Source organism: Hydrogenophaga sp. IBVHS2 (genome assembly GCF_002127215.1).
Lineage (GTDB): Bacteria > Pseudomonadota > Gammaproteobacteria > Burkholderiales > Burkholderiaceae_C > Hydrogenophaga.
In genome coordinates this window covers 716750-734899 of the sequence record NZ_NFUT01000002.1, presented here as the reverse complement: position 1 = coordinate 734899, position 18150 = coordinate 716750, and the positions used below count along the sequence as shown (strand labels likewise).

At 69.5% G+C, this 18150-nt stretch carries 14 protein-coding genes; 5 read left to right on the top strand and 9 right to left on the bottom strand.

All coding sequences use genetic code 11. The features are described from left to right. Positions 1-192: 192 nt before the first annotated feature. Positions 193-1320, top strand: a complete 1128-nt coding sequence (locus CAP38_RS08155; RefSeq protein ID WP_179188493.1) for a response regulator — start codon at positions 193-195, stop codon at positions 1318-1320. On the opposite strand, the gene CAP38_RS08150 is transcribed toward CAP38_RS08155, so the two are convergent. Genes CAP38_RS08150 through CAP38_RS08140 form a run of 3 tightly spaced genes read right to left on the bottom strand, consistent with a single transcriptional unit; the run spans position 1317 to position 8613 of the window. Then, positions 1317-2615, bottom strand: a complete 1299-nt coding sequence (locus CAP38_RS08150; protein ID WP_086120756.1) for a TIGR03862 family flavoprotein — start codon at positions 2613-2615, stop codon at positions 1317-1319. The genes CAP38_RS08155 and CAP38_RS08150 overlap by 4 nt on opposite strands. Then, positions 2612-5956, bottom strand: coding sequence for an exodeoxyribonuclease V subunit beta (locus tag CAP38_RS08145; protein ID WP_086120754.1), 3345 nt, complete (start codon positions 5954-5956; stop codon positions 2612-2614). The genes CAP38_RS08150 and CAP38_RS08145 overlap by 4 nt, the downstream gene beginning before the upstream one ends. Further along, the gene (locus CAP38_RS08140; protein ID WP_086120752.1) at positions 5953-8613 is read right to left on the bottom strand and encodes a PD-(D/E)XK nuclease family protein; all 2661 of its coding nucleotides are present in this window, start codon (positions 8611-8613) and stop codon (positions 5953-5955) included. Before CAP38_RS08140 ends, CAP38_RS08145 begins: the two co-directional genes overlap by 4 nt. 122 nt (positions 8614-8735) lie before the next feature. On the opposite strand from CAP38_RS08140, the gene trxA reads away from it, so the two are divergent. The 4 genes from trxA (at position 8736) to CAP38_RS08120 (ending at position 12616) form a co-directional block, all read left to right on the top strand. Continuing rightward, positions 8736-9068 carry a thioredoxin TrxA gene (trxA, locus tag CAP38_RS08135; RefSeq protein ID WP_086120750.1) on the top strand — a complete coding sequence of 111 codons (333 nt, stop codon included), beginning with the start codon at positions 8736-8738 and terminating at the stop codon, positions 9066-9068. A 183-nt stretch (positions 9069-9251) separates the two neighbouring features. Beyond that, entirely contained in the window at positions 9252-10514 is a 1263-nt protein-coding gene (gene rho, locus CAP38_RS08130; protein ID WP_086120749.1) for a transcription termination factor Rho, read from the top strand. A gap of 100 nt (positions 10515-10614) precedes the next feature. Beyond that, positions 10615-10869 carry a type B 50S ribosomal protein L31 gene (locus CAP38_RS08125; RefSeq protein WP_086120747.1) on the top strand — a complete coding sequence of 85 codons (255 nt, stop codon included), beginning with the start codon at positions 10615-10617 and terminating at the stop codon, positions 10867-10869. Positions 10870-10945: 76 nt separating this feature from the next. Next, positions 10946-12616: a hypothetical protein gene (locus CAP38_RS08120; RefSeq protein ID WP_086120745.1), complete on the top strand. Its 1671-nt coding sequence runs from the start codon at positions 10946-10948 to the stop codon at positions 12614-12616. A gap of 13 nt (positions 12617-12629) precedes the next feature. On the opposite strand, the gene phoR is transcribed toward CAP38_RS08120, so the two are convergent. The 6 genes from phoR to pstC all read right to left on the bottom strand — a co-directional run bounded on the left by phoR (position 12630) and on the right by pstC (position 18147). Then, positions 12630-13949 carry a phosphate regulon sensor histidine kinase PhoR gene (gene phoR / locus CAP38_RS08115; RefSeq protein WP_086120742.1) on the bottom strand — a complete coding sequence of 440 codons (1320 nt, stop codon included), beginning with the start codon at positions 13947-13949 and terminating at the stop codon, positions 12630-12632. Beyond that, positions 13946-14677, bottom strand: coding sequence for a phosphate regulon transcriptional regulator PhoB (phoB, locus tag CAP38_RS08110; RefSeq protein WP_086120740.1), 732 nt, complete (start codon positions 14675-14677; stop codon positions 13946-13948). Before phoB ends, phoR begins: the two co-directional genes overlap by 4 nt. Further along, positions 14674-15375, bottom strand: a complete 702-nt coding sequence (gene phoU, locus CAP38_RS08105; RefSeq protein WP_086120738.1) for a phosphate signaling complex protein PhoU — start codon at positions 15373-15375, stop codon at positions 14674-14676. The genes phoB and phoU overlap by 4 nt, the downstream gene beginning before the upstream one ends. A gap of 25 nt (positions 15376-15400) precedes the next feature. Further along, complete coding sequence (pstB, locus tag CAP38_RS08100; protein WP_086121109.1) at positions 15401-16207, bottom strand: phosphate ABC transporter ATP-binding protein PstB; 807 nt, start codon at positions 16205-16207, stop codon at positions 15401-15403. Between the two features lie 69 nt (positions 16208-16276). Further along, a complete protein-coding gene (gene pstA / locus CAP38_RS08095; protein WP_086120735.1) occupies positions 16277-17131 on the bottom strand; it encodes a phosphate ABC transporter permease PstA in 855 nt (284 codons plus the stop codon). Between the two features lie 20 nt (positions 17132-17151). After that, complete coding sequence (pstC, locus tag CAP38_RS08090) at positions 17152-18147, bottom strand: phosphate ABC transporter permease subunit PstC (RefSeq protein WP_086120731.1); 996 nt, start codon at positions 18145-18147, stop codon at positions 17152-17154. Between the last annotated feature and the right edge of the window lie 3 nt (positions 18148-18150).

Below are 18150 nucleotides of genomic sequence, written 5' to 3'. Positions count from 1 at the left end.
CGGACCGAGTTCACCACGATCACCGGTCCGCCGCATCGGGCAGCAGCGCCGATGTTGATCCAGATCAGCAAAACGTGATGATCCATGGGGTTGATGCAACCGCCTGCAGCACCGGCCCGTTATCCTGCGGCCAGGGACGAGGAAGCGACCGGAAGCGCGGTCGACGCAAGTGGAATGCACATGACAACAACGATGAAGGATGGTACGGCCGGCCGTGAAGGCAGCCTGCTGGTCGTGGACGATGACCCGTTGCAGAGCGAGTCGCTGCAACTGGTGCTGCAGGAACACGGTTTCCGGGTCGAACGCTGCGACACGCCCGACGAGGCCCTGGCCATGCTGGCCCAGGCCCGGTTCGACCTGCTCCTGACCGACCTGCAGATGCCCGGCATGGACGGCATCGAGCTGACCCGCCGCGCCCAGCTGCAGTCTCCCGATGTGGTGGTGGTGCTCATGACCGGTCATGCCAACGTGCCGTCGGTGATCGAGGCCATGCGCCAGGGAGCGGTGGACATCGTCCAGAAGCCCTTCGCCTACCGGGCCCTGCTGGTGGTCATCGAGCGGGCGCTGGCGTTGCAGCGGCTGCGCTGCCACAACCGCCGGCTGCAGGCCGAGGTGCGCCAGAAGGTGGTGCAGCTGGAGACGGTGAACGCCGAACTCGACGCCTTCGCCGCCCGGGTGGCCCACGACCTGCGGGGACCGCTGCTGAGCATCCGGGGCGTGCTCGATGCGGTGCTGCACGACGTGCGCGAGGGCGCGGCTCCCGACGCCGGCCTGCTGGAGATGGGCGTGAAGTCCTCCGACCTGTCGCTGCGCATGGTCCGGGACATGCTCGACTTCGCGCGCCTGGGCAACGAAGCGCTGACGCTGGAGCCCCTGTCGCTGGATGCGGCACTGAAAGGTGCCCTGGAAACCCTGTCCGGCGAGACCGCCGGGCGCGACATCCGCTGGGACATCACGCCCCTGCCCATGGTCCTGGGCCACCCCGGTCTGGTGCGGCAGGTGTTCGTCAACCTGGTCGGCAACGCCCTGAAGTACACCGTCGGCCGTGCGCCGGCGCAGATCGCGATCCGGGCCGCCAGCGCGTGCGACGGCAGCATCGAGGTGGTGGTGGAGGACAACGGCGTGGGCTTTGCGCCGGCCCAGGCGGGTGACCTGTTCAAGCCTTTCCACCGCCTGCATTCGTCCCAGCAGTTTGGTGGCGAAGGCATGGGGCTGGCGAATGTGCGCCGCATCATGGAACGGCACGGCGGCAGCGTGTGCGGTGAAGGCGGGGTGGACCAGGGCGCGCGCTTCACCCTGACCTTCCCGGCGCCGGACTAGGCCAGCCAGCGCGCGGCCCCCTCCCCGGCGGCCACGCCGCTGGCCATCGTGGCCGTGAGCAGGTAGCCGCCGGTGGGGGCTTCCCAGTCGAGCATCTCGCCGGCCACGAACAGGCCCGGGTGCTGGCGCACCATGAGGTGATCGTCCAGGGCCTCGAAGCACACCCCGCCAGCGCTGCTGATGGCCTCGTCGATGGGACGGCAGCGCCGCAGCATGACGGGCAGCGCCTTGATGGCGGCGGTCAGTCGCAACGGGTCGTTCATGGCGGCCTTGTCGAGCAGTTCGCTCAGCATGGCCAGCTTCAGGCCGTCGATGCCCAGGCGGCTTTTCAGGTGGCTGGACAGGCTGCGGGAGCCGCGCGGATGCGCCACCTGCTCCCGGACCCAGTCGGCGCTGCGGTGGGGCAACAGATCCAGCTCGACCATGGCCTGCCCGTCGGCCGCGATGCGCTCGCGCAGCAATCGCGAGGCGGCGTAGACCAGGCTGCCTTCGATGCCGGTGGCGGTGAGCACGAATTCGCCCTGGCGGTCGAACACCTCGCCATCGACGCCGGTGCAGCGCAGCCGCACCGACTTGAACGGCTGGCCGGCCCAGCGCTCGGACAGCAGGGGCGTCCATCCCTCGCTGCGGCCGTGCACCGGCGACCCGGCCACGTCGAAGCCGCAGTTGGACGGCACCAGCGGCCGCAGCCCGATGCCGGCGGCCTGCAGCCAGGGCTGCCAGGCGCCGTCCGACCCCAGCCGGGCCCAGCTGGCGCCGCCCAGGGCCAGCACCGTGGCGCGGGCCTGCACCCGTTGCCGACCGTGCGGGGTGTCGAACACCAGCGGGCTGGAGGGATCGCCGGGCTTCTGCCAGCCCTGCCAGCGGTGCCGCATGTGGAACTGCACCGGCACGCCGGGTGCAGGCGGGTGCCGCAGGCGCTGCAGCCAGGCCCGCAGCAACGGGGCCGCCTTCATGTCGGTGGGGAACACGCGCTGCGAGGTGCCCACGAAGGTGCCGACGCCCAGGCCATCGGCCCAGTCGCGCAGCGCCTGCGGCCCGAAAGCCTGCAGCAGCGGCCGCAGCGACGGCGTGCGCCCGGCATACCGGCTGCAGAACGCCTCGAAGCCTTCGGCGTGGGTGAGGTTGAGCCCGCCCTTGCCCGCCAGCAGGAACTTGCGGCCCACCGAAGGCATGGCATCGAACAGGTGGATGGCGTGGCCCCGGGCCTGCAGGCGCTCGGCGGCCATGAGCCCGGCCGGGCCACCACCGATGACGGCCACGTCCACCGGAAGGACAGAGGGAGATGCGGTCATGAAGATTCGGTATCGGCCGCCGGCTCGATGAGCCGCCCGGCCAGGTTGATGAAGGCGGTACGCACCGCCTCGCCCGGTCGCGCCGCACGCACCGCCTCGCCGTAGCGGCGCAGCTGGGCGCGCAGATCGGGGTCGAGTTCGGGCCGCAGCGCGCTCTTGTGGTCCAGCACCCACCAGGTGCCGGTGGCGGTCTCGCGCACCAGCCGGTCCAGCCGCAGCAGCTGGCCCTGGTGGAACAGGTCGACCTCGTTGCGGGCCGAGTCCACCCGGTCGGCGTCCCAGGCCCAGGCCGCCTCGCCCTGCACGATGCGACCCGCGGCGGCCAGCGCATCGGCCGCCTGGGCCGGCGTCAGCTCGAACTCGCGCGCCACGGCCTTGACATGGCCGGCATGCCAGTCGAAGCCGGCCAGCGGCGTCGGACACCACTGCAGCAGCCGGTGCAGGGCCAGGCCCAGCCGGGCGGCGGTGTCGTCCTCGTCGGGGCGGGCTGCCGGGGTCTGCGCCGCAGGTCGGCGGGGTGCGGTCCACACCGGCAGGTCGGGCAGCTCGCAGAGGGCGGGCGTGCCGGCGCTGGCGGCATCGCCGGTGCCGGGCAGCGCGGGTGGCGCCGGCTCGACGGGCGTCGCATGGGGGGCCAGCCGGTCGAACCAGCTGCGCCCCTCGCCGGCCCGACCCGGCACGAAACTGGAGACGACCAGGCAGCGCTCGGCGCGGGTCATGGCCACATACAGGGCATTGAGCTCTTCCAGGGACCGCGCCTGGCGCTCGATCTCGAGCGCGGTGGCCGCGCAGGCGGGCGGCTGCTTCTCGCTCACCATGAACACCATGCGGCGCGGCATGGGCGACTCGCCGGGCCAGTCCACCAGCACCCCCATGCTCTCCGGCCTGCCGCCGCCGGACTGCGTGTCCATCAGCACCACCACCGGGGCCTCCAGGCCCTTGGCGCCGTGGATGGTGAGCAGCCGCACGGCGTCCGCCGGCTGGGCCTGCGGCGCGGGCAGCTGCCCGGCCTTGAGCGCCCGCACCCAGCGGTAGGGCGTGAGGAACCGGCCACCCTCGATGTCCAGCGACAGCAGCAGCAGCTCGCGCAGCTGGGCCAGCACACCGCTGCGCTGCGCAGGCGGCACACAGGCGGCGTAACGCCCGAGCAGATCCGCATCGGCATAGATGGCCGACAGCGCGTCGTGCGGCGGCCAGTCCTGCACCAGCGACTGCCAGCGGGCCAGCCAGCGGGCGGTCTCGCGCCAGCGGACCGCGCGGACGTCGTCCATTCCCGCCCCGGCGGCCGGGCCGGCCTGCAGGGCATCCCACCACGACGGCGCGTCGGTGGCCTGTCGGCAGGCCCGCGCGAGATCGGCCAGGTCGTCGTCCGACCAGCCCAGGATGGGCGAGCGCAGTGCGCGGGCCAGGGACAGGTTGTGGTCGGTCGAGACCAGCGCATCGAGCAGGGCCACCACGTCCTGGACGGCCGGGGCATCGGCCAGGTCGAGCTTCTCCGGCTGGTCGGCCGGTATGCCGCGCTCGCGCAGCGCCTCGAACAGCCAGCCCAGGCGCTCGCGCTTGCGGGCCAGCACCATCACGTCGCTCGGGCGCAGCGTCCCGCGGGCCAGTTCGGCGGCAATCCAGTCGGCCAGCTGGCGGGCCTCCAGGGCAGGCCGCTTTTCTTCAGGGACGTGGCGGGGCTGGGTGAGGCTGTCGCGCCAGGCATCGGGCGCCGCGGCCTCCCCGTCGGGATCGGCACCGGGCTCGTCCGGGTCGGCGGCCACCGGCGGCAGCTGCAGCACGCTGCCTTCGGCGTCGCTGCCGGTGGTGTGGGGGCGAAACGCCGCACCCACCGCCTCGCCGTATTCGCCGGCCTGTTCGGCCTCCTGCATGACGCCATTGAGTGCCTTCACCACCGCCGGTGCACAGCGCCGGGTGTGGTCGCAGCTCAGCAGGGCGCCATCCAGCCCTTCCCGCACGAAGGCCTGCGCGGCGCGGAACACCTGCGGCTCGGCCCGCCGGAACCGGTAGATGGACTGCTTGGGATCGCCCACCAGGAACACGCTGGGCGCCTCGCCCGGCCCGGCGCCGGCATAACCCGACAACCAGCCGTAGAGGGCCTGCCACTGCAACGGGTTGGTGTCCTGGAATTCGTCGATCAGCACATGGCGCAGCCGCGCATCGAGCCGCTGCTGCAGCCAGCCCGACAGCTCGGCATCGCCCAGCAGGCGGCGGGCAGCGCCCTCGACATCGTTCATGTCGACCCAGCCCTGCTCCCGCTTGAAGCCGGCAAAGCAGGCCAGCAGCAGCCGCACCAGTCGGACCATGCGGTGGTGGTGGTGCCAGGCGTCGTGCTGGCGCACGGCGGCGCACAGCAGCTGCAGTTCGGCCTCGGCCTGCTGTGCCTCTGGCAGCTTTTCGAGATACCGGTTCAGGCGGTCGTGCTCTTTCACGAAGAACACGCTTCGAAGCTTGGCCAGGCGCTGGGTCATCGACCCGGGCTCGTCGGGCAACAGAAAGGCGTCGATCACGCCCTGGGCCGCCTTCTGCGGCGGCTTGTTGGGGAGCTGGCCCAGCGCGGACGCCCAGCCCTGCCAGCGCTGCCGGGCGGCCGGCGCCAGCAGGGCGTGCTCCGGGCGGTCGAAGCCCTGCAGCGCAGGAAAGGCCTCGCCGAAGGGCTGCACCGACCGGTCGAGCACGCCCGCCGCGTCGGCCAGCGAGAACTCCACCCGGCGGGCCAGGGCCTGCAGCAGCGCCTTGCGCGTCTGGCTGCGGCCATGGCGGGCCACCAGCTCGAAGAAGTCGGCCCGCTCCTGCGGTCGCTCGTTCAGCGCGGCATGGAAGCGCGGCCACAGGCGCTCGATGGCCGGCTGATCGTCCTCCAGCAGCTCATAGCGCGGCGGCAGGTCCAGCTCCTGCAGCACCGACAGCGGGGCACCGCGCAGCAGCGCCGCAAACCAGCTGTGGAAGGTGCGCACCTGGACCGATCGCCCGCCGGCCAGCAGACGTGCATGCAGCGTGGCCAGTTCGGGCTCGAGCCGCTGCGCATCGGACGGGGACAGGCCGCGCTGGCACAGCGCCTCGATGCGCTGGTCCGGGTCCATGTCGGCGCATTCGCGCAGCAGACGGTCCAGCCGCTCGCGCATCTCGCCAGCGGCCTTCTTGGTGAAGGTGATGGCCAGGATGTCCTGCGGCGGGCAGCCGTCCAGCAGCGCCCGCAGCATGCGCGAGACCAGCATCCAGGTCTTGCCGGCACCGGCGCAGGCCTCCACCGCCACGCTGCGCCCGGGGTTGCAGGCGACCGCATAGAACGCCGACGGATCGGCGTTCTGGCCGTTGATGCGGAAGGCCGGCGTCATGACCAGAAATCCTTGCGGCACAGGCCCCGGGCCTCGCAGTGGTCGCAGACCGGGCTCTCGCCCAGCGCCGGCAGGGTTGCTCCGGCCGCGATGCGCTCCAGATCGGTCCGGATGCCCGCCAGCAGCCGGTCGGCGGCGGCGGTGACGTCGGGGTGCTCCCACATCCAGGTGGCGGCCTTCTCGCCGGTGCCGCGCTGGTCGGTGATGCTCAGGTAGGCGGCACGCACCGGCTGGTCGGGCAGCAAGGCGGCATAGAACGCCAGCTGCACATCCTCGTCGATGTGCTTCTTGCGGTCGATGGTCTTGCTGCGCCCCTCGGTCTTGTAATCGATGACGAAGGCGTGGCCGCCGTGGGCCGCCGGCAGCCGATCGATGCGGTCGAGCTGACCGATCAGCGTCCAGCGCCCGAGGCTGCACTGGCGATCGATCTCGGCCGCCTCGAAGCGCGGTCCGTCGGTGTCGGCGGGGGCCTCGAAGCCGGTCAGCCAGTCCAGGTAACCCTCGCGCAGCTGCGGCCATTGCGCCTCGAAGGGCAGGAATCCCGCCCCGCCCTCGCCGGCGTTCAGGCCCATGGCCACGGCCTCGTCGCGGGCCAGGGCATCGAGACGGTCGCGGTCGGCCACTCGGCCCGGCCGGAGGTCCCGGCGGTCCTCATGAAAGCGGCGCAGCACCCGGTGCAGCCAGTTGCCCAGATCGCGGGCATCGGGTTCGTCGTCGATCTCGGCGGCATCGGACAGCCGCAGTTGCCGCAAGGCAAAGAAGCGGTAAGGGCACTGGCGCAACTGGGTGTAGGCGCTGGCGGACAGCCGCTGCGGGAGCAGATCGGCCGCCGTCGGCTGGGGTCGCTGCACCGCCGACAGCGGCCACTGGCGCAGGGGGCGCGGATCGGGCGCTGCCGCCAGCGCCTGCTGCTGCAGCCAGGGCGACGGCAGACGCGCCTCGCCCCGGTCGTCCTGGCGCCACAGCACGTCGGCACAGGGCTGGTCCCGCAGCAAGTGCCAGCCATGGCGGGCGGACTGGGCCAGCGCTTCCCGCGGCATGAGGCCCAGATGCTCGCGCTGGGCGGCTGTCCACGGGCCCGGCAGTTCGGGACTTGCCGGCAGGTGCAGTTCGTCGCAGCCGGGCGCCACCACCGCCCCGAAGCGGCGCCCCAGCAGCTGCGGCAGCGGCAGCACCACCACGGCGGCGACCACCCCGGTGTGGGGATGGAACACGGCCGATTCCAGAACGTCGCGCACCCAGGCGCTGAAGCTGGCCAGCCCCATCCGCCGCCGTGCGCCACTGGCGGCCCCAGCGGCGCTACCGTCGTCGGCCGGGGCATCGGCTCCCAGGGCAGCCAGCTCGGCAGCCCCCCCCTCGGACAATCGAAGCACCGCCATCACCTGCTGCCCGGCCGTGTCCAGGGCCATGGGTTCCGCCATGCCCGCCTGCTCCAGCGCGGTGCGCAGATCGGTCAGCCAGCGCACCAGAGGCCGGGGCGCCGTCAGCGACGCCAGCCATGCGGCCGCGCCCGGCGGCACCACCTCGGCCAGGGCCGGCACCGCCAGAGCGGCCGACCAGCGCGCCACGCCGCGCTCGCGCGCCCGTTGCTCCAGGCTGCGCAGCAGGGGCGCGTTACCGCCCGTGGCGAACAGCGGCGACTGCCGCAGGGCATCCAGCGCTTCGTCCATCGATGCGTCGGCGCGGGCCGCCCGCAGCACGGCCATCAGGGCTGCCGCGCTGCGGGTCGTCGACAGTTTCCAGCCGGTCTCGTCGCGCACCGGGACCCCCTGCTGCGCCAGCAGCGCACTCACCCGTCGGGTGAGCAGACGGTCGTTGGCCACCAGGGCCACCGGCTCACGGCCCTGCTGGAGGTGCTGCAGCACGCAGGCGGCCGCGCGCTGGGCCTCGTCCTCGGCGTCGTGGCAGCGGTGCACCTGCAGGACGGACGCCGGAGCGTCGGCCTCGCCTGCCGGCGACGGCAGCAGGGACAGCCGCCAGCATCGACCCGCCCAGTGCTGCGCCAGCGCCTCGGCCAGCGGATCGGGCTGCAGGCCGTCGAGCACGATGAGGGCGTCGGCGTCACGCCCCGGGGCTGCGCGCTCGCTCCACAGGGCGTCGGTGGCATAGGCGGAGGTGCCCGCCCATGCCAGCGCCAGGCGGGCGATCAGGCTTTCCCAGCGCAGGGCTCCCAGCGCCGGCACCAGGCCTTCGCTGCGCTCCTGCGACCAGACAGCCCGCTCGGCGGGGGGCCGGGCAGCCGCCACCGGTGCAAGCTGCCGCGCCGCCTCGATCAGGCGCGTGGTCAGCTCGGAGCGCAGCGAGGCGTCGATGCGCTCGGGCATCACCTGCTCCAGCAGGCTGGCAGCAATCAGGGTGTCGCGCGCCATGTCGATGCCCAGGTCTGTGGGACCGGGCAGGAACGGCTCCAGGGTGGAGGCCCAGTTGCGGCTGGACTCGAAGCGGGGGGGAAATCCGTCGCCGATGCGGCTGGCCCAGGCCCGGCGGGCGGTCTCCATCAGCTGCGCGTAGGGCACCAGGACCACCACGCGCTCGGGCGCCAGACGCTCTTCCCGAAGGATCTGGTCCAGTCGGACGAACACCGGGTGCCACCCTGCCGACACCGGCAACGGCTGGCCGTGCACCCGGGCATCAGGGCTTGGGCTGGCAGGCGTCATGGGATGGAGCTTTCTGTCACAATGCGGCCGTCTTGCCGGGGCTGAAATGCCGGTGGATCCACCGCCCGCCCGGCGCGCAGACTGTAACCTCCCGCTCACCGATTTCTCCAGAGGACCCCAGCATGGCCAGCGACCTGATCAAACACGTTTCCGATGCCAGTTTCCAGACCGACGTTCTGGACGCCAAGGCGCCGGTGCTGGTGGATTTCTGGGCCGAGTGGTGCGGTCCCTGCAAGATGATCGCCCCCATCCTCGACGAGGTGGCCGGCGCTTACAGCGGCAAGCTGCAGGTGGCCAAGCTCAATGTCGACGAGAACCGCGACGTGCCCGCCAAATTCGGCATCCGCGGCATTCCCACCCTGATGCTGTTCAAGGACGGCCAGCTCGCCGCCACCAAGGTCGGCGCCCTCAGCAAGGCCCAGCTCACCCAGTTCATCGACCAGCAACTGGTCTGAGCCTCGCGCCCGGGCGGCAAGGCCCGGGCCGACCGGTTCCCGGTTGACCCTTGCCGTTTCCTGTCATAATTTCCGGCAGCGGACCCACCCAAGGCGTCCGCCCCCCTCGCGCAGCGTCCATCTCCGGACCCCGGCGCCCCCTCCCCCGGCTACCCGCAGCAACTCCCCCACGGAGTGATTTCCATGCACCTCAACGAACTCAAGGCACTGCACGTGTCTGAAGTCCTCAAGCAGGCTGAAGCGCTTGAGATCGAAAACACCGGCCGCATGCGCAAGCAGGAGCTGATGTTCGCCATCATCAAAAAGCGCGCCAAGGGCGGCGAGCTGGTGTACGCCGACGGTGTGCTCGAAGTGCTGCCCGACGGCTTCGGTTTCCTGCGTGCACCCGACACCAGCTACACCGCCAGCACCGACGACATCTACATCTCGCCCAGCCAGATCCGCCGCTTCAACCTGCACACCGGCGACATGATCGAGGGCGAGGTGCGCATCCCCAAGGATGGCGAGCGCTACTTTGCCCTGAACAAGCTCGACAAGATCAACGGCCTGCCCCCCGAGGACAACAAGCACAAGATCATGTTCGAGAACCTCACGCCGCTGTTCCCCAAGGAACAGATGCGTCTGGAACGCGACATCAAGAGCGACGAGAACATCACCGGCCGCATCATCGACATCATCGCCCCCATCGGCCGCGGCCAGCGCGCGCTGATCGTGGCACCGCCCAAGAGCGGCAAGACGGTCATGATGCAGCACATCTGCCACGCCATCACCACCAACCACCCCGACGTGGAACTCATGGTGCTGCTGGTGGACGAGCGCCCCGAGGAAGTCACCGAGATGCAGCGCACCGTGCGCGGCGAGGTGATCGCCTCCACCTTCGACGAGCCGGCCGCCCGCCATGTGCATGTGGCCGAAATGGTGATCGAGCGCGCCAAGCGCCTGGTCGAGCTCAAGAAGGACGTGGTGATCATGCTCGACTCCATCACCCGTCTGGCCCGCGCCTACAACAACGTGCTGCCGTCCTCGGGCAAGGTGCTCACCGGCGGTGTGGATGCCAACGCCCTGCAGCGCCCCAAGCGCTTCTTCGGTGCGGCCCGCAAGGTGGAGGAAGGCGGCTCGCTGACCATCATCGCCACCGCCCTGGTCGACACCGGCTCCCGCATGGACGAGGTGATCTTCGAAGAGTTCAAGGGCACCGGCAACTGCGAGATCCACCTGGACCGCCGCCTGTACGAGAAGCGCGTGTTCCCCTCCATCCAGCTCAACCGCAGCGGTACCCGCCGCGAGGAACTGCTGCTGCAGCCCGAGATCCTGCAGAAGACCCGGATCCTGCGCCAGTTCATGTACAACATGGACGAGATCGAGGCCATGGAGATGGTCCTCAAGAGCATGAAGGCCACCAAGAACAACTCCGAATTCTTCGACATGATGCGCCGCGGCGGCTGACGCCACCGGCGCTGGTATACTCGCAGGCTTTGCTTGAGTGGCAAGTACAGCGGAAAAGGGTTTCGCTGCGGCTGCCGCCACTGAACCCCAAGGAATCACCATGAAAGAGGGCATCCACCCCGATTACCGCGAAGTCGTGTTCGTCGACATGTCGAACAACTTCCAGTTCGTGACCCGCTCGTGCGTCACCACCAAGGAAAAGATCAAGCTGGACGACGGCCGCGAGCTGCCGCTGGTCAAGCTGGAAACCACCAGCGAATCGCACCCCTTCTACACCGGCACCCAGAAGACGGTGGACAACATGGGCGGTCGCGTCGAGAAGTTCCGCAACAAGTTCAAGCGCGCCTCGGCCTGATCGGCCTGATCGCGCTTCTCCCCGAGAAGGCAGCTGCTGGTCAGCTGCTTTTTTTTCGCCGGTATAGTCCAACGCCGTGAACCAGCCCACGCCCGCCATCGTCACCCAGGCCGCCGTCCGCCGCCTGCCGCGCTGGGCCCTGCTGCTGTTCTGCGCGGCTTATGTCCTGCCGGGCTTTCTGGGCCGGGAGCCCTGGAAGCTGGCGGACGTGGCGGCCTTCGGTGCCATGCTGGAAATGGCCACCGGCATGGGGCAGTGGCTTCAGCCGGGTGTGCTGGGACAGCCGCTGGCCGACCCGGCGCTGCTGCCCTACTGGCTGGGCGCGCTGGCCATCCAGGCCCTGCCCTTTCTGGAGCCGGCTTCCGCGGCCCGGCTGCCGTTCATCGCACTGCTGGCCATCACGCTGGCGGCGGTCTGGTACACGGTCTACCACCTGGCCCGGCAACCGGCCGCATTGCCGGTGGCCTTTGCTTTCGGCGGCGAGGCCCACCCCACCGATTACGCCCGGGCACTGGCCGATGCAGGCCTTCTGGCCCTGGTGGCCTGCCTGGGCCTGGCCCAGCTGTCCCACGAGACCACGCCCGATCTGGCCCGGCTGTGCGGCGTCACCCTGCTGCTGCTGGGCGCGGCACGGCTGCTGTCGCCGGATGCGCCACGCCCCTGGCGCAGCCTGGTCATCTGGGCGGCCGGCTGTGCGGTGCTGGCACTGAGCGATGCCGTGCTGCCGCTGGCGGCGCTGGGTCTGGTGTGGATGCTGACCCTCTCCACACGGCGCTCGCATGCCGGATGGATGGCCGGGCTGATCTGGCTGCTGGCCCTGGCCCTGGGCGAATGGCTCAGCGGCGGACTCGCCCCGTCCAGCTGGACGCCCCGCACCGACGATGCCGACAGCTTCGCCCGTCTGCTGCTGTGGTTCACCTGGCCGACCTGGCCCCTGGCGATGTGGACGGTATGGCGCTGGCGCCGCCAGTGGCTGGCGCCCCATGTGGCGCTGCCGCTGTGGCTGGTGGCCGTGGGTGTGCTGACCAGTGCGCTCGCCGACGAGCGTGACCGCGCCCTGCTGACCGCCCTGCCCGGCCTGGCCGCACTGGCGGCCTTCGCGCTCCCCACGCTCAGACGCAGCGTCTCGGCCCTGATCGACTGGTTCACCCTGCTGTTCTTTTCCGGCTGCGCCCTGATCATCTGGGTGATCTGGGTGGCCATGATGACCGGCGTGCCGGCCAAACCGGCGGCCAACGTGGCCAAGCTGGCGCCCGGTTTCGTGCCGGAGTTCTCGTTCCTGCCCTTCGTGCTGGGACTGCTGGCCACCCTGGCCTGGATCTGGCTGGTGAGCTGGCGGGTGGGCCGTCACCGCCAGGCGCTGTGGAAGAGCCTGGTGCTGCCCTCGGCCGGCGCCACGCTGTGCTGGCTGCTGCTGATGACGCTGTGGCTGCCCCTGCTGGACTTTGGCCGCAGCTACGGCCCGCTGTCCCGGCGCATCGCCACCCTGGTGCCGCCGGGCAGCTGCGTGATGGCCGACGGCCTGAACCCGGGCCAGATCACTGCGTTGCGGTACCACGGCCGGCTCACGGTCGTGCCGTCGGCGGCATCCGGTGACGCCCGCTGCCGGGTGATGGTGGTCTCACCGGCCTCCCAGCCCAGCCTGGACCAGCGGGTCAACCTGACCGAATGGGCCTACCAGGCTGCGGTGAGCCGGCTGGGCGACAGCAAGGAAACCCTGCTGGTGTACCGGCGCATCGGGCGCTGAAGCCCGCCAGCGCTCACGACGGGGCGTACCGCCGCACGCGATTGGCGGGCAGCGCGATCATGAAGCACGAACCCTCGCCCTGCGTGCTCTGCACATCGAGCTGACCGCCGTGGCGCTGGGCCACATGCTTGACGATGGCCAGCCCCAGACCGGTGCCGCCGGTCTCGCGGGAGCGGCTGCGGTCCACGCGGTAGAAGCGCTCGGTCAGACGCGGCAGGTGTTCGGCCGCGATGCCGGGTCCGTTGTCCTTGACGAAGAACTCGGCCGATCCGTCCTCGTGCAGCCGCCAGCCTGGCTCGATCAGGCCTCCGCCGGGGGTGTACCGCACCGCATTGCTCAGCAGGTTCGACATGGCGCTCAGCAGCTCGCTCTTGCTGCCGGCGATCCAGAAACGTTCGCCACCCACCGGCTCGATACGGTGCGGCGCGGAGGCGATGGCCATGCTCAGTCCCCGGGCTTCCTGCACCACATGGCCCAGCAGCTCTTCTGCATCGGACCACTCGGCCAGACCGGGCACCGGACTGCCTTCCAGGCGTGAGAGGGTGAGCAGATCGCTCACCAGCGTCTGCATGCGCTGGGCCTGCTGGCTCATGAGCTCGAGGTAGCGTGCCCGCTCGGCGTCATCCAGCGGCAGGCTCTGCATGGTCTCCACGAAACCGCTGAGAACGGTCAGCGGCGTGCGGATCTCGTGCGAGACATTGGCCACGAAGTCGCGGCGCATGGTCTCGGCCAGCTGCACCGCCGTCACGTCCCGGGTCAGCATGAGCTTGCGCTTCTTGCCGTAGGGGTGGATCTGCAGGGAGATGCGGCTGGGTTGCGAGGGGCGCGGGCCGATGCCGTCGACCTGGATCTCGTGGCTGAAGTCGCCTTCGGCCAGGTAGGTGGAGAACGCCGGATTGCGCACCATGTTGCGCACGTACTGGCCCAGATCACGCTGCGGATCGAAGCCCAGGTGGCTCGATGCCGTCAGGTTGGCCCACTCGATGCGGCCGCTGGCATCCAGCAGCACCACGCCGTTGGGCGAAGCCTGGATGGCCGACAGGAAGTCGTCCAGCCGGGCGTCGCTGTTCTGCGCCTTCTTCTCCAGCTTCTTGACCAGACGGCGGCACCGGTCGAGCACCTCGCCCCAGGTGCCTCCCATCTCGGGCGCACGGGACACGTCGGCCTTGTTGAGCCACTTGAGCACACGGTTGGCGCGCAGGCTGTCGATGACGACCCAGACCAGGGCACCCACCAGGGCGCCGCCGACGGCCATCGGCGCGGAGTCGCGCGACCAGCCCCACACCGCCGCCAGTGCCACCAGCAGCAGCAGTTCGATCGCCCGCCGGGTCATGCGGCAGAAGCAGAGGTTCCCTGGGCCGGCCGTGCGCCGCTGCCCTGTGCGGTCAGACGGTAGCCGGCACCGCGGACGGTCTCGATCATGCTGGACGCCTGGCCCAGCGACTCCCTCAGGCGTTTGACATGCACGTCCACGGTCCTCTCCTCGATGAACACATGGTCTCCCCAGACCTTGTCGAGCAGGGTACCACGCGAGTGCACCCGCTCCGCGTGCTTCATGAGGTAGTGCAGCAGCTTGAACTCAGTCGGACCGACCTTGAGTTCGTTGCCCCGGAAGCTCACCCGGTAGGTGGCGGCGTCCAGCGTCAGATCGCCCACCTGGACCGAATCGTTCACCACCTCGGGGGCCCGGCGGCGCAGCACCGCACGGATGCGCGCCATCAGTTCCTGGGTGGAAAACGGCTTGGTGATGTAGTCGTCGGCGCCGGCGTCGAGCCCCTGGACCTTGTCGGACTCGTCGCTGCGGGCGGTGAGCATCAGGATCGGCACCGTCTTGGTCCGCTCCTGCTTGCGCCACTGCCGCGCCAGCGAGGCACCGCTTTCGCCGGGCAGCATCCAGTCGAGCAGGATGACGTCGGGCAGCACCGCATCGACCTCGCGCTGGGCGGCCGCACCGTCGAACACCACGGTGGGCGCAAAGCCGTTGTGGCGCAGGTTGACGGCAATCAGTTCGGCGATCGAGGGTTCATCCTCGACCACCAGCACGCGGGGCAGCTTTCTCATCCGACCACCGAAGCCACCTTGTCCACCGGGACATGGCGGATGTCTTCGCCCTTGACGATGAAGATGATCTGTTCGGCGATGTTCTTGGCATGGTCGCCCACCCGCTCGATCGACTTGGCCAGGAACAGCAGGTCCAGGCTGGGCGAGATGGTGCGCGGGTCTTCCATCATGTACGTGATGAGCTTGCGCAGGAAGCCGTTGTACTCGCGGTCGATGTCGTCGTCGCCCTTGATGATGGCCAGGGCCATGGTGGTGTCGAGGCGGGCGAAGGAGTCGAGCGTCTTGCGCAGCATGGAGGCCGCCAGGTCGGACGCCATGCGCAGCTCCGAGATGGGCAGATTGCGCGGGGTGCCGTTCTCGATGATGGACTTGACCATGCGGGCGATGCGGGCCACCTCGTCACCGGCCCGCTCCAGATTCTGGGTGGTGCGCGAGATGGCCATGAGGAAGCGCAGGTCGCGTGCGGTGGGCTGGCGGCGACCGATGGTGGAGATGATCTCGTGGTCGATCTGCAGCTCCATCTGGTTGATGCGGGCCTCGTTCTCGATCACCTGGTGGGCGGTTTCCAGGCTCATGTTGACCAGGGCATACACCGCCTGGTGGAGCTGGGCTTCGACCATGCCGCCCATCTCCAGCACATGGGTGGAGATGGAATTGAGTTCGGCGTCGAACTGGCTGGAGAGGTGTTTGTCGCTCATGGGGTCTCCTGTGGTGGGCGCCGGATCAGCCGAAGCGGCCGGTGATGTAGTCCTCGGTGGCCGACTTGGCCGGCTTGAAGAAGATCTGCTCGGTGGAGCCGAATTCGACCAGCTCGCCCAGGTACATGTAGGCGGTGTAGTCGCTGCAGCGGGCGGCCTGCTGCATGTTGTGCGTCACGATGGCGATGGTGTAGTCCTGCTTGAGCTCATGCACCAGCTCCTCGACCTTGCCGGTGGAGATGGGGTCGAGTGCCGAAGTGGGCTCGTCGAGCAGCAGCACCGAGGGCTTGACCGCCACGCTGCGGGCGATGCACAGGCGCTGCTGCTGCCCGCCGGAGAGCGACAGACCGCTCTGGCCCAGCTTGTCCTTGACCTCTTTCCACAGGGCGGCCTTGGTCAGGGCCCATTCGACGCGCTCGTCCATGTCGCTGCGCGAGAGGTTCTCGTAGAGCTTCACGCCGAAGGCGATGTTGTCGTAGATGGACATCGGGAACGGCGTGGGCTTCTGGAACACCATGCCGATGCGGGCGCGCAGCAGGTTGATGTCCTGCTTGGGGTCGAGGATGTTCTCGCCGTAGAAGTTGATGCTGCCTTCGGCACGCTGGCCCGGGTACAGGCTGTACATGCGGTTGAGCGTGCGCAGAAGGGTGGACTTGCCGCAGCCCGACGGGCCGATGAAGGCGGTGACGCGCTTTTCCTGGATGTCCAGGTTGATGTCCTTGAGGCCCTGGAACTTGCCGTAGAAGAAGTTCAGGTTGCGCACCTCGATGGCGTTGCGCACCGGCTCGCCCGAGGCGGCCGGACGGGCCAGGTTCTCGCGGTTGATGACCATGGCGGTGTCGGACATGTCGTGTTTCCTTGGGAATGGGTTCGTGTCGGCAGGTGATGCGGATGGCGGGACTCAGCCCTTGACCTTCTCGCGGAACACCACGCGGGCGAGGATGTTGAGCACCAGCACGGTGAGGGTGATGATCAGTGCGCCGCTCCAGGCCAGCCGGATCCAGTTGTCGTAGGGGCTGAGCGCGAACTGGAAGATCACCACCGGCAGGTTGGCCATGGGAGCGCCCATGTCGGTGCTGAAGAACTGGTTGTTGAGCGCCGTGAACAGCAGGGGCGCGGTCTCGCCGCTGATGCGGGCCACGGCCAGCAGCAGGCCGGTGATGACGCCGCTCTTGGCCGCACGCAGCGTGACCATGGTGGCGACCTTCCAGCGCGGCGCGCCCAGGGCAAAGGCGGCTTCCCGCAGGCTGCCGGGCACCAGGCGCAGCATGTTCTCGGTGGTGCGCACCACCACCGGAATGGCGATCAGCGACAGCGCCAGGCTGCCGGCGTAACCCGAGAAATTGCCCACGGTGGCCACGGCGATGGCGTACACGAACAGGCCCAGCACGATGGACGGTGCCGACAGCATGATGTCGGTGACGAAACGGGTGACCTCGGCCGTCTTGCTGGTGTCGCCGTATTCGGCCAGGTACACGCCGGCCAGGACGCCCACCGGGGTGGACACCAGCACCGACAGGCCGACGATCATCAGGCTGCCCAGCAGCGCGTTGCGCAGGCCTCCGCCCTCGGAGCCGGGGGCGGGCGTGTCGGCGGTGAAGATGTTGCTGTCCAGACCGGCGATGCCGTTGGAGAACAGCACCCACAGGATCCAGAGCAGCACGAACAGGCCCAGGGCCATGGCCGACATGGACAGCGTCAGGCCGATCCAGTTGGCGCGGCGGCGGCGGGCGTAGAGGGAGGCGTTGATTTGCATGGGGAATCCTGCGGGGCGGGTCAAAAGCCCTTGGCCTTTTCGGCGCGGATGATCATCCACTTGGCCGCTGCCAGCACCACGAAGGTGATGCAGAACAGCAGGAAGCCCAGTGCGAACAGGGTGTTGAAGTGGAGCTCGGCGGCTTCGCCGAACTCGTTGGCCAGCACCGACGCGATGGAGGTGCCGGGCGAGAACAGCGTGCCGGGCATGCGGTTGGCGTTGCCGATGACGAAGGTCACCGCCATGGTCTCGCCCAGGGCGCGTCCGAGCCCGAGCATGATGCCGCCGATGACGCCCTTCTGGGTGTACGGCAGCACCACCTTGCGCACCACCTCCCAGGTGGTGCAGCCCAGACCGTAGGCGGATTCGCGCAGGATGGGCGGGGTGATCTCGAACACGTCGCGCATCACGGCGGCGATGAAGGGCAGGATCATGAAGGCCAGGATCACGCCGGCGGCCATGATGCCCAGGCCGTTGGTGGCACCGCCGAACAGCCAGCCCACCAGCGGCATGCCGCCCAGCAGCGTCTGCAGCGGCATCTGCATGTAGTCGGCAAAAATGGGCGCGAACACGAACAGGCCGAACATGCCGTAGATGATGGAAGGCACCGCCGCCAGCAGCTCGATGGCGGTCCCCAGCGGGCGACGCAGCCACACCGGGCAGGTCTCGGTCAGGAACAGCGCAATGCCGAAGGCCAGCGGCACCGCGATCAGCATCGCGATGCCGGCGCTCAGCAGGGTGCCGACGATGGCGATCGCCGCACCGAACTCCTCGTTGACGATGTCCCACTCCACCGTCCACAGGAAGGCCACGCCGAACTTCTGGAAGGTGGGCCACGCGTTGTAGAACAGCGAGGCGATGATGCCCACCAGGGCCACCAGCACCAGCAACGAAAAGGCCTGGGTCAGCCGGTGAAAAAGCGCATCCTGAAGGCGCTGGCGGCGGGCGATCGCCTGCATCTGTTCGGTGTCGCGCTCGTCCTGGCGACTGCTGGCGGAAATGATGGGGCTGGCCATAGG

Coding starts and splice junctions, on each gene's coding strand:
- phoR (WP_086120742.1), bottom strand. CDS start 13,949: ATGACCCGGCGGGCGATCGAACTGCTGCTGCTGGTGGCACTGGCGGCG.
- CAP38_RS08140 (WP_086120752.1), bottom strand. CDS start 8,613: ATGACGCCTGCCAGCCCAAGCCCTGATGCCCGGGTGCACGGCCAGCCG.
- pstC (WP_086120731.1), bottom strand. CDS start 18,147: ATGGCCAGCCCCATCATTTCCGCCAGCAGTCGCCAGGACGAGCGCGAC.
- CAP38_RS08155 (WP_179188493.1), top strand. CDS start 193: ATGAAGGATGGTACGGCCGGCCGTGAAGGCAGCCTGCTGGTCGTGGAC.
- pstA (WP_086120735.1), bottom strand. CDS start 17,131: ATGCAAATCAACGCCTCCCTCTACGCCCGCCGCCGCCGCGCCAACTGG.
- phoU (WP_086120738.1), bottom strand. CDS start 15,375: ATGAGCGACAAACACCTCTCCAGCCAGTTCGACGCCGAACTCAATTCC.
- CAP38_RS08145 (WP_086120754.1), bottom strand. CDS start 5,956: ATGACGCCGGCCTTCCGCATCAACGGCCAGAACGCCGATCCGTCGGCG.
- CAP38_RS08150 (WP_086120756.1), bottom strand. CDS start 2,615: ATGACCGCATCTCCCTCTGTCCTTCCGGTGGACGTGGCCGTCATCGGT.
- pstB (WP_086121109.1), bottom strand. CDS start 16,207: ATGGTCATCAACCGCGAGAACCTGGCCCGTCCGGCCGCCTCGGGCGAG.
- trxA (WP_086120750.1), top strand. CDS start 8,736: ATGGCCAGCGACCTGATCAAACACGTTTCCGATGCCAGTTTCCAGACC.
- CAP38_RS08125 (WP_086120747.1), top strand. CDS start 10,615: ATGAAAGAGGGCATCCACCCCGATTACCGCGAAGTCGTGTTCGTCGAC.
- phoB (WP_086120740.1), bottom strand. CDS start 14,677: ATGAGAAAGCTGCCCCGCGTGCTGGTGGTCGAGGATGAACCCTCGATC.
- rho (WP_086120749.1), top strand. CDS start 9,252: ATGCACCTCAACGAACTCAAGGCACTGCACGTGTCTGAAGTCCTCAAG.